At 58.3% G+C, this 14627-nt stretch carries 15 protein-coding genes and 1 pseudogene; 13 read left to right on the forward strand and 3 right to left on the reverse strand.

Annotated elements, in window-relative coordinates:
* The first annotated feature begins 111 nt into the window (after nt 1-111).
* Together GGD50_RS23845 and GGD50_RS23850 are read left to right on the forward strand one after the other, a co-directional pair.
* A complete protein-coding gene (locus tag GGD50_RS23845; protein ID WP_245314367.1) occupies nt 112-453 on the forward strand; it encodes a hypothetical protein in 342 nt (113 codons plus the stop codon).
* Nucleotides 425-1291, forward strand: a complete 867-nt coding sequence (locus GGD50_RS23850; RefSeq protein ID WP_004129760.1) for an N-acyl homoserine lactonase family protein — start codon at nt 425-427, stop codon at nt 1289-1291. Before GGD50_RS23845 ends, GGD50_RS23850 begins: the two co-directional genes overlap by 29 nt.
* 105 nt (nt 1292-1396) lie before the next feature.
* Here the strand turns inward: GGD50_RS23850 and GGD50_RS32855 are convergent.
* A pseudogene (locus tag GGD50_RS32855) lies at nt 1397-1562 on the reverse strand (Re/Si-specific NAD(P)(+) transhydrogenase subunit alpha); the annotation flags it as partial.
* Nucleotides 1563-1785: 223 nt separating this feature from the next.
* Here GGD50_RS32855 and GGD50_RS23855 point away from each other — a divergent pair.
* Nucleotides 1786-2559, forward strand: a complete 774-nt coding sequence (locus GGD50_RS23855) for a DeoR/GlpR family DNA-binding transcription regulator (RefSeq protein ID WP_037155973.1) — start codon at nt 1786-1788, stop codon at nt 2557-2559.
* Nucleotides 2560-2667: 108 nt separating this feature from the next.
* Here the strand turns inward: GGD50_RS23855 and GGD50_RS23860 are convergent, their stop codons facing one another.
* Nucleotides 2668-3369, reverse strand: coding sequence for a RibD family protein (locus GGD50_RS23860; protein ID WP_004129756.1), 702 nt, complete (start codon nt 3367-3369; stop codon nt 2668-2670).
* A 29-nt stretch (nt 3370-3398) separates the two neighbouring features.
* Nucleotides 3399-4250 carry an SDR family NAD(P)-dependent oxidoreductase gene (locus GGD50_RS23865; protein WP_004129754.1) on the reverse strand — a complete coding sequence of 284 codons (852 nt, stop codon included), beginning with the start codon at nt 4248-4250 and terminating at the stop codon, nt 3399-3401.
* A gap of 449 nt (nt 4251-4699) precedes the next feature.
* On the opposite strand from GGD50_RS23865, the gene GGD50_RS23870 reads away from it, so the two are divergent.
* The 10 genes from GGD50_RS23870 to araD all read left to right on the forward strand — a co-directional run bounded on the left by GGD50_RS23870 (nt 4700) and on the right by araD (nt 14627).
* Complete coding sequence (locus tag GGD50_RS23870) at nt 4700-5482, forward strand: SDR family NAD(P)-dependent oxidoreductase (RefSeq protein WP_004129752.1); 783 nt, start codon at nt 4700-4702, stop codon at nt 5480-5482.
* A gap of 11 nt (nt 5483-5493) precedes the next feature.
* On the forward strand, nt 5494-6237 hold the full coding sequence (locus GGD50_RS23875; protein ID WP_004129750.1) for an SDR family oxidoreductase: 744 nt from the start codon (nt 5494-5496) through the stop codon (nt 6235-6237).
* 349 nt (nt 6238-6586) lie between these two features.
* Nucleotides 6587-7492, forward strand: coding sequence for a LysR family transcriptional regulator (locus tag GGD50_RS23880; protein ID WP_004129742.1), 906 nt, complete (start codon nt 6587-6589; stop codon nt 7490-7492).
* A 311-nt stretch (nt 7493-7803) separates the two neighbouring features.
* Entirely contained in the window at nt 7804-9306 is a 1503-nt protein-coding gene (locus GGD50_RS23885; protein ID WP_004129739.1) for an aminoacyl-histidine dipeptidase, read from the forward strand.
* A 9-nt stretch (nt 9307-9315) separates the two neighbouring features.
* Nucleotides 9316-9783, forward strand: a complete 468-nt coding sequence (locus GGD50_RS23890) for a cupin domain-containing protein (RefSeq protein WP_004129736.1) — start codon at nt 9316-9318, stop codon at nt 9781-9783.
* Nucleotides 9783-10187 (forward strand): cupin domain-containing protein, encoded by a 405-nt coding sequence (locus GGD50_RS23895; RefSeq protein WP_004129732.1) that lies wholly within the window; start codon nt 9783-9785, stop codon nt 10185-10187. Before GGD50_RS23890 ends, GGD50_RS23895 begins: the two co-directional genes overlap by 1 nt.
* A gap of 92 nt (nt 10188-10279) precedes the next feature.
* A complete protein-coding gene (locus GGD50_RS23900; protein WP_004129729.1) occupies nt 10280-11350 on the forward strand; it encodes a sugar ABC transporter substrate-binding protein in 1071 nt (356 codons plus the stop codon).
* Between the two features lie 59 nt (nt 11351-11409).
* The gene (locus GGD50_RS23905; protein ID WP_004129726.1) at nt 11410-12945 is read left to right on the forward strand and encodes a sugar ABC transporter ATP-binding protein; all 1536 of its coding nucleotides are present in this window, start codon (nt 11410-11412) and stop codon (nt 12943-12945) included.
* Nucleotides 12938-13912, forward strand: a complete 975-nt coding sequence (locus GGD50_RS23910) for an ABC transporter permease (protein WP_013984689.1) — start codon at nt 12938-12940, stop codon at nt 13910-13912. Before GGD50_RS23905 ends, GGD50_RS23910 begins: the two co-directional genes overlap by 8 nt.
* Before the next feature lie 10 nt (nt 13913-13922).
* Entirely contained in the window at nt 13923-14627 is a 705-nt protein-coding gene (araD, locus tag GGD50_RS23915; RefSeq protein WP_004129720.1) for an L-ribulose-5-phosphate 4-epimerase AraD, read from the forward strand.

Here is a 14627-nt window from a genome sequence, read left to right on the forward strand (position 1 = left end):
GGTTCGGTTCCATCGCCGGAGGCGCGCGCATGCCTCGAGGCGCTCGTCAGGACATATGGCGAGCTCCTCGCGATCTACTCCTTCATGCATATGGCATTGAGGGAGAAGAGCATGCGCCTCTTGATTGGAGAACTCGCCAATCGCGCCACAGAGATAAAGCGATCCGTCCGTTCCTCGCTTGCGGGCTTGCGCGGTCTCGCGGGGCAGGGCCACGCACTCTCCCATCTTGGACGGGCAGATGGCCTGCTTGTCGAGGCGGAGGAGCACCTGCAGCGCGGTGTCCTGGTTTCAGATGCACCCCTGCTGGGGCTGCTTTCAAATGCGGCGATCGAGCTGAAACGATCGGCCGCCATCTTAGGCACGTCGACCTTCGACACGACAGCATGCTGTGGAGGGTCCCTACTTGGACATGGGGAGGAAGACCATGGGAACGCATTCGATCTGGGTGCTTGAATACTCTCGAAGCCCGGTGCACCCGGTCAGCGGGGTTTTTTACGGCGCCCATAATCAGGGCACGATGAACCTGCCGTTCGCATACATACTCATCAAGTCAGGAGATGCAGTCGTTCTGGTCGATGCCGGTCACGACGTCGCCGATTTCGGAGGCCAGATCGCCAACTCAATCGGCGTTACCGGTTGGACGCCTCCGGAAATCGTTCTCGGGGAATGCGGGATCAGGCCCCAAGACGTCACGCATGTCATCCTCACGCACGCGCACTTCGATCACATTGGCGGCCTAAAGTTCTTCCCAAATGCTAAGATTTTCATTCAGAAGAAAGAATTGGAATCCTGGATGTGGATTCTGGCAAAGGGTCGGCGCTTCCGTTCATTGCAGGCCGGACTGAATCCGGCGGATATCCTCTATCTGACCCAGGCAAATATCGAAGGCCGCCTGGAACTGGTGGAGGGAGAGCGGGAAAACCTAGTGCCAGGCGTTCATGTCTATCCGGCATTCGACACCCATACCGCAGGATCGCAATATGTGGTGGTGGAGACGGGCGGTGGAGACGGCAAGTTTGTCCTGTCCGGCGACGTCATCTACACCTACAGCAACCTCACGGGTGAGGACGCCACCGATCCCTGCTTTGTGCCGCCGGGCCTTGCCAATGGCAGCCAGACACGTCTGATCGAGTCCGCCGAGGAGATGCTCAAAATCGTTGGTATGGACGAACGACGAATCGTTCCCATGCACGAGGAGCAGCTGTCAAAAATCTATCCGTCGCGCCTGACGGATCGCCAGCTCATGCTCGTCGAGATTTGTGTGGCCGACGGAGACGTATCAAGAGTTTGATCGATTTGAAGCAGCGCGAACACCAAGCTGCATCGTTCACAATCGTCCTTCCAAGGCGATAAGCAGAGAAAAGGCCGGGTGTCAGTGACACAGGCCTTTTCCAAACACCTTGCCCGCTGCGGTGATCTGCCCGGTGAAGAAGCCCTATATTCGCGCCCGCTTTGATGACGGCCCGGTAGCCCACGATGTTGACCATGGAGGACAAGGCCTCCATCTTCCGTGCGCGGCTGACGCGCGGGACCATCTCCATGGCGATGACATTTGCGCTTGAACCCCCAAACCATCCTGTTTCGTTACAAAATGAGCGCCTTCGGCCATGCATGGAGCGGTGCAATCGCGCCATCATGCGTCTTCACGTGTCCCAGTATGCCAGCAGCGTCAGTGGCGTTGTCGAATAGAGCAAGACAAACTAACGAAAAATGATGTTTGCATGTGATTTGTAGCGGCGGATCTTGATGTTAAAGGATCGGATTAGTGCGCCGGAGGACTAAAATATGAAGAGAGATGATCGGAGGCAGGCCATTATGGACCTGTTGGTCGCGCAGAGGGTGGTGGATCTCGACGACCTATCCGATCGGTTCGCTGTATCCAAGATGACCATCCACCGGGATCTGGATGATCTTGAGCAGGCAGGGATGCTTCGCAAGGTCCGTGGCGGGGCAACGATCGAGGCAGGAGGCCATTTCGAAAGCGATTTCCGGTTTCGCCAGCAGCAGGAGGGCGAGGCCAAGCGCCGGATGGCCGAGGCCGCCCTTGAACTCGTCGAGCCCGGCATGACGGTGATGGTCAACGACGGATCTATGGCGTCGGTGCTCGGGGAATTGCTGCCACAGAGGAGGCCGCTGACGGTGATCACCAACAATGCGGCGGTCATCGATCGGCTCAAGACGGAATCAGGGATCAACCTGATTGCGGTCGGTGGACGCTATTCGATGAAGTTCAATGGTTTTTTCGGCGTCGTCGCCGAACAGGCACTGTCGCGTCTCAGCGCCGACATCGCCTTTATCTCAACGCCGGCAGTTTCTGGATTGCGCGTCTACCATATGGATGATGACGTTGTCCGCTCGAAGCGAGCGATGATTGCAAGCGCCGCGCGTCGCTGCCTGCTCTTAAACCATAAGCGCTTCAATCATACCGCTCTTCATGTCCTGGCCACCATTGACGAGTTCGAAGTTATCATCACCGACCAGGAACCGTCAGTCGACGTCCGCGCGGCTTTGGAAGGAGCCAATGTGCCACTTCGAGTGGCATCGCAGGAGAGCAAGTGAATATCGCCATCCTTCGGATAGATGCCGCGCAAGGCGGCACCTGTCCATCTCAAGCTGGGCCCTCCGATTGGGGGGATCCCTTCTACAGTCTTCTCCTATGGACGTCTCCTACGGACGTCCAACGCGATATCTCAGATGGACGGAGCCGAGGCCAGCGGCTTCGGCGCTGATAAACGTGAGCCTCGCCCCGCCGGCAAGCCCATCCTCACCGCCCTCGAATATGGCCGGTGTATTCGACTTGCCTCCGATCGCAGGGAAGATGACTAGGCTGACCTCGTCAACAAGACCCTCATTCAAGAAATGGCCATTGGTTTGCGCCCCGCCTTCCAGCATCAAGCGCTTCACACCGAATTCGGTGCCGAGAACATCGAGCGCGTTTTTCAGATCGACGCCATCTTTCTCCGATACGATATAGGAAACGCCAGCCTGGGTGAGGCCCGCCAGGTAAGCATCATCCACGTCAGATCCTGTCAGGACGATAAGTTGAGCACCCTCAATGTCGTTCTTGTCCCAGCGTAGCCGACCGTCCTTATCAACGATAACAGCGAACTCGTTGGCATCCGGGTTGGCGTTATGGATCGGCCGCGGTGCTGTGCCGGTTGTTTCATAGGGACGGTCGACGGCGTCTGCGAATTCCTCGCCTGTCGCTCTTCCCGAAAGCCAGGCGTCGGCACCAATCTTCTCATGCAGGTCGTCATAGACCTTCACGAGTTCCTCCACCGAATGGCCGGTCGCCTCGGCCCAATCATTGACGATCAATCGACCGTCCAGTGGCGACATCATGTGACAGATTACATGGGGTCTGGGCATTGGATTACTCCTCTACAAACATTCCACCGTCAGTGGTCTGCCTTCAACCAGGCTGCGAATTTATCCATCCAGTCGGGGTGCCAGCGTGAAAGCGCCGGCCGGTTCAGGATCATGTCGTCGGCCGCCCAGCGGATCCGTCTGGCATCGATCGCAGACGTGACCGCGTTATCAGGACAAATGATGTAAAAGTCCTCGTCGAGCAGACGGGCCAGGAAGTATTCCACCAGCTGCTCTGCGGTCCATGCCTCATCGGGCATGGCAGCGCCCTTCGGCTTGAGTGCGATGTTCATGGGTGTCCACGTGTAGCCAGGGACGAGGAGATGAGCCGATACACGACCTCCCGTCTCCTTCAAAAGCGCGTGCGACAGCTGTTCGGTCAGCACCTTGACAGCTGCCTTTGCCACCGAATAGGCGGCATTGCCTGGAGGAGTTGTAATTCCTTCCTTGGAGCCGAGGTTGACGACCGCCGATGGTCGGGCTGCCTTGATCAGGTAGGGCACGAAGACGTGTTGTGCGGCTAGAACACCTCCGAAGTTTACATCGATCTGGCGTCGCCACTTTACAGGATCATCCCAGGGGCCGGCTCCTTGCGTAATGCCCGCGTTGTTTACAAGGATGGCCACGTCGCCAAACCGAGAGAGCGTTTCGTCCTGCAACCTCGTCAGTGTCGATAGATCCGAGACGTCGCCGCTCACAACCAGAGTGTCCGTATCGAGTGTCGAGGTAACATCATCAAGTGCGTGGGTGTCGAGATCCAACAATGCGAGCTTCATGCCGCGGGCCGCGAGAGCCCTCGCGATTGCCAAGCCGATGCCCTTCGCAGCTCCCGTGATGACCGCAACGCGGCCAGGAGCAACGATACTGTTCATTCTCTCGCTCATCTTTGTCTTTCCCGTCATTGGACGTCACCGCTGGAAGGTGTGCCGGACACGCCGTCGCGGTGGATTTTCTCAGCCGAAGGCACCAGCGCAAGAAGCGCACCAGCGCTACGCGGGCGCTTGTGTGGTCGGACCATATCTGCTGGCTGCGAACGACAGCTCATCCTCCTAACAACATAGGCCACTCCGCCGACCACTTGAAGTGAGCTGGATCGCACGCACCGATGAGGGGTGTTCACTCTTGGGTGCCTTCGTGACGTCGGGAATGCCTCGTCAATTTGGCTGCGGACGCGACCAAAAGGTCCCTCACTCCTGGTATCTGCCAGATCGGTGGTTGATTTTTGCTCACCGCCCCGATCGATTTTGCTCATGTAACCAACCGGCTCCACGGGCATTAGGTCACCGGCGCCTCGAGGCGATCGTGGTGCTGATAAAACCAAAGGAGTGAAATCATGACTGGTAATAAACCACTCGCAATGGTCACGGGCGGCTCATCTGGAATAGGCTTCGAGCTTGCCAAACAATTCGCCAAGAATGGATTTGACGTTGCTATTTCAGGCTCAAGCGACAAGGTAAACGAGGCCGCCGATGCGCTACGAAGCCTTGACGCCGAAGCGTATCCGTTCAAAGCGGATGCCTCGACATACGATGGCGTTGAGGGGTTCTGGACCTTCACGGAGGGGCTGGGGCGCCCACTGGAAGCCGCGGCTCTGAACGTGGGTATCGGTATCGGCGGCGCCTTCGTCGATAACGATCTCGAGGATGAGTTTCGCCTGCTTGCAATCAATGTCACTGGGACCGTCCATATGGCCAAACGCGTCGTCCAACATATGGTCAAGAACGGCCGCGGCAGGATCCTCATCACCTCCTCGGTTTCGGCGACCCTGCCCACGCCATACGAAACCGTCTACGGCCCGTCGAAGGCATTCGGTTACATGTTCGCGGAATCTCTGCGCGAGGAGTTGCGCTCGACCGGGGTCACGGTGACGGCACTCCTTCCGGGCGCCACCAACAGCGACTTCCACGCGCACGCTGGGATGGGCGATACGAAGCTCGGTGGCCAGCAGAAAAACGACAAGACGCTCGTCGCCAAGCAGGGCTTCGAGGCCCTCATGAACGACATCGACCATGTCGTCGGCGGAGACCAGAAAACCAAGCGGCAGGTGTTGGAAAACCGGACAACCCCAGAGCCTGTTAAAGCCGCCCGGCAAGCCGAACTGACCCAACCGCAGTGAAGGAGCACATCATGGCACATCTGAAAGACAAGGTCGCAATCGTCACGGGAGCTTCCTCGGGCATTGGAGCAGCGACCGCCAGAGGATTGGCGGAAAAAGGTGCGCGCGTCGTCCTTGCCGGCCGCAATGAGGAACGCCTCAGTCAGATTGTCGAAGACATCGCCGGTTCCGGAGGTATTGCCAGCTACAAGGTTGCCGATGCCACGGATTTTGAGAGTACCAAGGCCCTCGTCCCGTTCGCCACGACGACGTACGGCCCGGTCGATATATTGGTCAACAATGCGGGCCTCATGCTCTTTTCCTATTGGAAGGATGCCGCGGTCGGCGATTGGAACAAGATGATCGATACCAACCTGCGTGGCTATCTACATGCGATTGCCGCCGTGCTGCCGTCGATGTTGGAGCGCCGGTCCGGCCGCATCCTGAATATGAGCTCTATCGCCGGCGTTCATGTCGGCGAGGCGGCAGGCGTTTATGGAGCCACGAAGTTCTTTATACGCGGTATCACCGAAAGCCTCAGAAAGGAGGTGGGCGTGGGAAGTGGGATCCAGGTGTCTATGATCAGCCCTGGCGTGATCGATACCGGCTGGGCCGACAAGGTTCATGACGAGACGGGCAGAAAGATCGCCGGAGAGCTCAACAAGCAAGGTATTCCGCCGTCGTCGGTGGCTGAAGCCGTGGTCTATGCCCTAGATCAGCCCCCGGAGATCACGATCAACGACATTGTCGTCCATCCAACCCGGCAGGACTGGTAGCCGGCGTTTTCGAAAGCTCAGAACTTGAACCTCCGGGACCGTCAGGCCGCCCGCGCGGAGGTGGTATCCGTTCCAACCGGTGCCGTCTCTCGTGGCTGTGGACAAGATGATCTTCATTGCATGACGATTAATCCCGGAGGTGCTATTATTCAACGACCCGGCCCATCTCCCGTCGTAGCTCCCCGAATCCGACATGGATCAACTAATGTCAAATTTTTGACTGCTTCCGTGGTCATCACATACCAAAGCCAGGTTAGTTGAATAAGGATTGAAGATACCAGCCGTCTGAAGCAAGGTCGGCGTCGGCCAGGACGATCTTATTCAGTCGAAGTGGGAGTATCCATAACTCATGGTATCCACGCGGGCCGATCTGGCCGACCTTGAAACTTTCGTCGCGATCGCGAGGGCGGGGGGGTTCCGAAAGGCGGCCGCGCTTCGCGGCGTTTCCGGCTCCGCTCTCAGCCACTCGATCAGGGGTTTGGAGGCCCGTCTCGGCGTCCGTCTGTTTCATCGGACAAGCAGGAGCATCAGTCTCACCGCCGCCGGCGAAGTACTGCTTGCCGAACTAGAGCCCCGTTTCCTCGGCATCCAGGCTGCGATGGATCTCCTGGACAGTTTCAGGAGCGGTCCTACGGGCAGGGTGAGAGTGACCACGCTGCGTGACGCCGCCGAGCTGTTGATCGCTCCTCGACTGCACAGTTTTCGCAGCAACTACCCCGATGTCGAGATCGAAGTCAGCGTCGAGGATCGCTTTATCGATATGGTCGCCGAGGGTTTCGACGCGGGCATCCGCTATGGAGGAACAGTTCCCGAGGGGATGATCGCGTCGCGTCTGACTGCCGAACTTGAATGGATCGTCGTCGGCTCTCCAACCTATCTCAACGAACGAGGGCGGCCGGAGCGGCCGGAAGATCTCTTGACGCACGAGTGCATCCGGATCCGAACCGGTACAGACCACGTCTGCAAATGGGAACTTGGCGACGGAGACCGCATGGTTACCCTAGACGTCCCTGGACTGCTCACGCTCGGGGATTCAGAACTGTCCATCCGCATGGCGCAGGAGGGGGGCGGTCTCTTTTACTGCCTGCGCGCACGCGTCGAGGACAAACTGGCGGCTGGTCTGCTCGAAGTGGTGCTGCCGGACTGGTCGTCTACTGGGCCGGGTTTTCATGCATACTACGTTTCGCACCGACAGGTGCCGTCCGCGCTCCGGACGTTTCTCGACCACCTTAAGGCGCCGCTTCCGGACGATTGAAGGGACCTCGCGAGCCAGCTCCAAATTACGCAGATGCCTACATGGTATCCGAAACTCGTAGAGGTCTCGGCCTGCGCTTCAATGGATGCGTTAGCTTATACTATAACGAATTCAGATGAAAAAAGCTCATCTATTTTATGAAATATTGCGTTTGAAATAGGAGCTGAAAGCAGAGATGGTTCGATGCGTGGAGGGCATCTGAACCTGGATCGCCTTAGCGCGTAAGATGAGATGCAATACGGTTTACGAGGTCGCCGGACTAGGGCGAGGGAAGAAGTATTGCGCAGATGCCGTATTAGGAGGAGGGCCGAATGAGTTTCCCCGCTGGAAAAACTGTAGATAAACGCGACAATTCTATTCTTGCTGGTCTCGAACCGGCGATCTTCTTTGGCTTTTTCGAAGAGCTGAGTGCGATCCCGCGCGGTTCTTACAACGAGAAGCAGGTCAGCGATCACATCGCCGATTTTGCCCGGGCACGCGGCTTCGAGGTTTACCAGGACGAGATCTACAATCTCCTCATCAAGAAGCCGGGCACACCCGGCTACGAAAACTCGCCGACCGTCATTCTTCATGGGCATACCGACATCGTCTGCGAGAGCGACGAGGGTGTTGACCACGACTTTGAGAACGAAGGCATCAAACTTCAGGTTATCGGCGATTTCATCCATGGGACGGGGACAACCCTTGGGGCGGACAACACCGTTGGTGTGGCTTTCGCAATGTCGTTGCTGGCATCCGACGATATCCCGCATCCGCCGCTTGAAGTCGTCCTGACGGTTCAAGAAGAAGTCGGCAAGGGCGGCGCACAACACTTCGACGGCACAAAGCTTAGCGGTAAGCGCCTTCTCGACATGAACTGGCACGATCCCAAGTCGCTTTTCGCAGGCTGCGCTGGCGATATTTCAGTGCGCTTCAAGATTCCGGTTCAGTGCGAACCGCGCGTTTCGGGGCAGGCCGCCCTTTCGCTGCGGATCTCCGGCCTGAGCAGCGGTCATTCCGAATTCGACATCCATCTTGAACGCGCTAACGCCATCGTCCAGCTCGGACGGCTGCTCCGGATTGCCATCCGGGATGCTGGGGCCAGCGTAGCCGAAGTCAAGGGTGGCGTGAACCGTTACGTTATCCCGGGTGAGGCGGAGGCGATCATTTCGATCGATGCCTCGCGGATTGTCGATCTCAGACAGAGAATTGAAGCGGAAGCGGCTTCGATTGCGCTTGAGTACAAAGCAAGCGATCCCAACCTCAAGGTCACAGTCAGCGAGTCAGGGAGGCAGATTACTGAAGTCTTCTCGGCTCAGTCCGCCCGGGCGCTGGTCGATGCCCTGAACCTGCTTCCCAACGGCGTCCAGAGCAAAAGCCTTCAAGTCGAGGGCCTCGTCGAGAGCTCCAACACCGTGGCGTTGCTTTCAAGCGATAAAGAGGCCATCGAAATCGTCAATACGGTCCCAAGCGCCGTCAGCTCCCGTCGCTACAACATCGTCGACAAAATCCGGCAGCTGTCAGAACTCATCGGCAACGGCGCGAGCGTGGAGACATTCGCGGATTGCCCGGAATGGCCATACAATCCTCATTCGCGAATGCTCAACGCCGCCAAAGCCGCTTACGAGCGCGAGTTCGGCGAGCAGCCACATGTGGAAGTCTCTCACTCCAGTCTCGAGCTCGGCCTTTTTCGAAAGAAGGTTCCTGACATTGACATGCTGTCGATCGGACCGGAAGCGTTCGACGTCCACACCACGCGCGAGCGCCTCAACCACACGACAGTCGATCCGACCTGGCGGCTTCTCAAGTCGCTGCTCCGCGAACTCCGGACCTAAGGTACTAAAATGCCAAAACTGCCAAGCTACTTCGGCAATTTCCCACATCCGCCCAGCGAAAAGAAGCCGGTCCATCTGACGCGCGATAGCTACAAGATGTTCATCTATACGGGGACGAAGCCGTACTCGAGCGACCTCAACTACCTGCTCGCCAGCACGGACCAGCAGACCACTGGCATCTATCAGCTCGCGCCGGGAAGCAACTTCGACCCGGCCGACATTCACGCGGGTGACGAGGTGTACTATGTCCTCGAAGGTGTTGTGCATCTCCTAAACCCCGAAACCGGGCAGACAGAGGAACTCGGACCCGGTGACGCGGTGCTTATCCCCAAGGGCGCTCCGCATCGCGGCTATAACTTCAGCGACAAGGCTGCAGTTATCCTGTTTTGCATCGCACCGCGTATCTGGGACGAGAATGGCCCTCCGACCGGCTATGACGGGCCGACGCGCCTCTATAAGCACGAAGGGAGAGCGTGATGAGCCTTGAGAAACTCGGAGCCTATCCAGTAGACGGCGCTCAGGCGCGCAAGAGGGGCGACCTGGTGAAGGTCGCAAAAAGCGATCGTCTGAACATCGTCTCCGGCCGCGATCATCCCGTTCTCATCCAGTTCTGCGTCAGCAACGATTACATGCACGTCGGAGAGCTGACTATCCCTGTGGGTGGCGTTGGACCGCGCGCGAGCGAACCCGACAGCCATGGAGGGGACGCAGTCTTCTACGTTCTGCAAGGCCCCGCAACCTTCTATTTGGCGGATACCGACGAAACCTTTCACATCCGTGACGGCGAGTCTTTCTTCCTGCCCGGCGGCATCAGCTACCAGTGCCTAAACTACGGCTCCAACCCGATCCGGATGGTCTTCACGATCGCACCGGGACTGTAAGCCGAAGATTTGAATCTCAGATTGCCAAGCTTCGCCGCGGACCCGTTCCGCGGTTGGGAAAACTTTGTCTTGTCACCACCAGGGAGGATCATGTGACAATTTTCAGACGGACGTTAATCTTCGGTGCTGCTCTCGGGCTCACCGCTTCGCTTTCCTTCAGCCCAGCGCTTGCACAGCAGTTGGATTATTCGAAGGTGTTTCCTGGCATCTTGATGGACAAGGACATCAAGCCCACAGGCCAGGAAGTCAAACCCGCTAAGAAGGATAACCGCCCGCTCAAGGTCGGCTTCCTGCCGACGGCGATGGACACCTACTATCAGCGTGTTCTGGCTGGCGTGAAAGAAGAAATCGATAAGCGCGGTGGCGACGGCACTATCCAGCTTCTCGTGCAAGCTCCGAGCAGCCAGTCTGCCACGGACGACCAGATCAGGACCATGGAAGCCTGGATCAACGACGGTGTGGATGCGATCGCGGTTGCCTTATACAACGAAGGCGCGTTGCTGCCCTCCATCCGGCGCGCCACCGAGGCGGGCATTCCGATCTTCCTCTTCAATTCACCCGTCGCCGACAACCCATATTATGTCAGCGATATCGGCTACGACCAGAGTGACGGTGGTCGTGCGCAGGCGCAATGGCTGGTTGACACCTATGGCGACAAGGAAGTCAAGCTCGGGATCCTGGAGGGCCTGCCCGGTCCGCATACGAGCCAGCGCATGAAGGGTTTCAACGAGGTCATCTCGAAGCACCCCAACTTCAAAATCGTCGCTCAGCAGCCGGCTGGCTGGGTGCGTGCCCAAGGCCTGTCGGTGACTGAAAACATGTTCACCGCCAACCCCGATATCGAAGTCCTCGTCGCGCTCTACGACGAGATGGCCCTTGGCGGTCTGCAGGCTCTCAAGGCTAAGGGGCTGAACGGCAAGGTGGCAATCGTCGGCTACGAAAATATGAAGGAAGCCAACGACGCGATCCTCACCGGCGACTTTGCAGCAACGGTCGACACCGGGGCCAAGGAAGAAGGTCGCAACATCATTCGAGCGGTGGATGAGTTCGTGATGAAGGGCACCGCCCTGCCGAAGAAGATCTTCGTGGCGCCCAAAACCTACGATGCGAAGAACATCAAGACCTTCGATCAGAACGACTACGTCTACGTCCAGCAGAAGTAGATGTGACAGTACGCGGCCCCGCCTCGCGCGGGGCCGCCCACTCAAAAAGGGCGACCTGAATGACAAACGCTCCGCTGCTCGAGATGAAAGGCATTGCCAAACGCTTCGGCAACACGAAGGCGCTTGATGGCATCGAGCTCGTACTCAATCCCGGCGAGGTTCTCGGCCTGGTCGGTGAGAACGGCGCAGGCAAGTCGACGCTCATGAAAATCCTCTCTGGTGCATATGCACGCGACGAAGGCACCATTGCTGTCAGAGGTAAGGTGGTCGATCTGAACAATCCCAAAGACGGGTCCAGGGCCGGCATCGCGATCATCTACCAGGAGCTGAGCCTGTTTCCGGACTTTGACGCCGCCGAAAATATATTCGCGGGCAGGGAGCTGCGCCACGGGCGTGCAAGTGCATCACCGCTTGACCATCCGGCCATGCGGGCAGCCGCCTCGCGTATCCTGAAGGGCGAGTTAGGCGTCGACGTACCTCTCGACAGGCCAGTTCGAGAGCTTAGCCTCTCGCATCGGCAGATGATCGAGATCGCCAAAGCCATTAGCAGCAACGCCGACATCATCATCATGGACGAGCCGACCGAAGCGCTCGAGGAGGTCGAACGCAAACAGCTGTTCGCCATCATTAAGAAGCTTCAGCAGGCCGGTAAAGCTCTCATATATGTGTCTCACCGGATCCAGGAACTCCTCGGCATCGTCAGCCGCGTGATGGTCTTGCGCGATGGCAGCGCGGTCGCAGACCTGCCCGTATCGGAGCTCGACGTAGACAAGGTCGTCAGTGCGATGATCGGCGGCTCTCTCGCAAAACAGTTTCCTCCCCGCGTCCCGGCAAGGTCCGAACCCTCGTTGGACGTTCGCGGTTTGACGAAAAGTGGTGTCTTCGAAGACATCACCTTCTCGGTAGCCCAGGGTGAAATCCTCGGCGTCACGGGTCTCGAAGGATCAGGCAAGAGCGCGCTCCTGCGGGCGATCTTCGGGCAGATCCCGCATGAGACCGGCTCGATTCTGATCGACGGAAAGCAAGCGGCGATTTCGGACCCGACGGACGCTATTCGTCAACACGTCGCCTTCTTGCCCGCCGAACGTAAAACCGAGGGGATTTTTCCACAACACAATGTCGGCTGGAACCTCTCTATCGCCAACCTTCGAACGCTCGGCAAAATCACGTTGATGCCGAAAAAGGAGCGCGAGATTGCCTCCGGCTACATCGCCAAGCTCGGCGTGAAATGCGACGGCCCCGGTGCCGACATCACATCGCTGAGCGGCGGTAACCAGCAAAAAGTCATGCTTGCTCGCTGGCTGCTCACCCGGCCAAAGGTGCTCATGCTTGAGGAGCCAACGCGTGGCGTCGACGTGCGTGCCAAGGCCGAGGTCTACACCCTCATCCAGGCTGCTGCGAAAGACGGCTGTGCTGTCATCGTGGTGTCCGCCGACAACGCGGAACTTCTTGGACTGTGTCACCGGGTCGCGGTCATGTTCGAAGGACGGATCTCGGCGGTCGTCGATGCGGCGACCTCCAAGGAAGAAACACTCGCTCTTCATTCGGTGAGGCCGCCGCAAGGCCATCATCTTCAGGGAGGTATCCATGGCTGATATTGCAGCTACACGCCCGCGCTCGCCCCTTACGCTCGCACGCAGCGGCGGCAATGCCGGCGTTTATCTGGCCTTCGTCGTTCTTCTGGTGGCGCTCGGCTTTGCCGCTCCGCGGTTTTTCACCTTCGGCAACTTGACTGACGTTCTTCGTCAGGCGGTCCCTATTGCCGTAATCGCGTTTGGAGCGACCTTTGTGATCGGGATGCGGGGCATCGACCTCTCCGTCGGTTCGACACTCGCGCTGAGCGGTCTTGTGACCGCAAACCTGATTGTGCTTGGCTATCCCGTTCCTCTGGCATGCGCAGGCGGGATTGCGGTCGGTGCGGTGATCGGACTGGTGAACGGCATCCTGATCACCAAGGTCGGGATCACGGACTTTATCGCCACAATGGCCATCATGGTCATCAGCCGCGGTATCGTGATGGTCTACACTCAGGGTATTCCGATCGTCGGAGCCTCCGACCCCGCCTTCCGAATGATCGGCCAGAGCTATGCCGGCGGTGTTCCTGTTCCGGTCATTCTGACCGCCATCGTCTTCGCGATCGCCTTCTACCTTCTCTATTACACGCGTTTCGGCCGTTTCGTTCTCTCGATCGGCAGCAATCCGGACGCTGCCCGGCTGGTCGGCATCCCCACGGACAAGGTCAAGATCGCCGTTTACGTGCTGGTCGGGGTCCTCTCGGCCTTCGCGGGCGTTCTGCTCACCTCGCGCCTTGAAGCCGCCATGCCTGAAGCCGGCCAGGGGTACGAGCTGGATGTCATAGCTGCCGTGGTTATCGGCGGAACGGGTTTGTCCGGCGGGCGCGCCACTCTTTTTGGAACCGCCGTAGGTGCCGTTTTGATGGCGGTCGTCCGCAACGCGCTCAACCTGCTCAACGTGAACACCTTCTGGCACCAGGTCGTCATCGGCACGATCATCCTGATCGCCGTGGCAGCCGATCGTTTCAGTCGCCGCCAAAAGGTCTGAGGAGACGATGATGAAATATTCCGAGCTCCGCAAGTCCGTTCTTGATGCAAATGCCGCGCTCTACGATAGCGGCCTTGTCATCTCGACGTTCGGTAACGTCAGCGCTATCGACCGCGAGAAGCGTGTTGTCGCCATCAAACCGAGTGGCGTTTCCTATACGGCAATGCAGGTCGCAGATATCGTTGTAACCGACCTCGATGGCAATATCCTAGAGGGCACGCTGCGACCATCGTCTGATCTCGATACGCACCTGGAACTCTACAAAAGCTTCAAGTCTATCGGTGCCGTGGTCCACACGCACTCGTTCTTCGCGACGGTGTGGGCCCAATCCGGCCGGGGTATCCCTGCCATGGGAACGACCCATGCCGACTATTTCAACGGAACGATCCCCGTTACTCGCAAGCTGCGCGACGACGAAATCATAGACGGTTACGTCCGCAACACCGGCAAGGTCATCGTCGAGGCACTCGGAAACAATGCGCCGCTCTCCGTCCCCGCAGCCCTGGTTAACGATCACGGTCCCTTCTGCTGGGGCAAGGACGCAGCCGACGCCGTTCATAACGCGGAGATGCTCGAGGCTGTCGCCAAGATTGCCTTCCACGCCCGGCAACTGAACCAGGACGATCCAGAAATTTCCGACGCTTTGCTGGACCTCCACTATCAACGCAAGCACGGCCAGTCGGCGACCTACGGCCAGCCAGACAGTTCCAAGTAG

The sequence above is a fragment of the Martinezella paranaensis genome (assembly GCF_014200235.1).
GTDB lineage: Bacteria > Pseudomonadota > Alphaproteobacteria > Rhizobiales > Rhizobiaceae > Rhizobium > Rhizobium paranaense.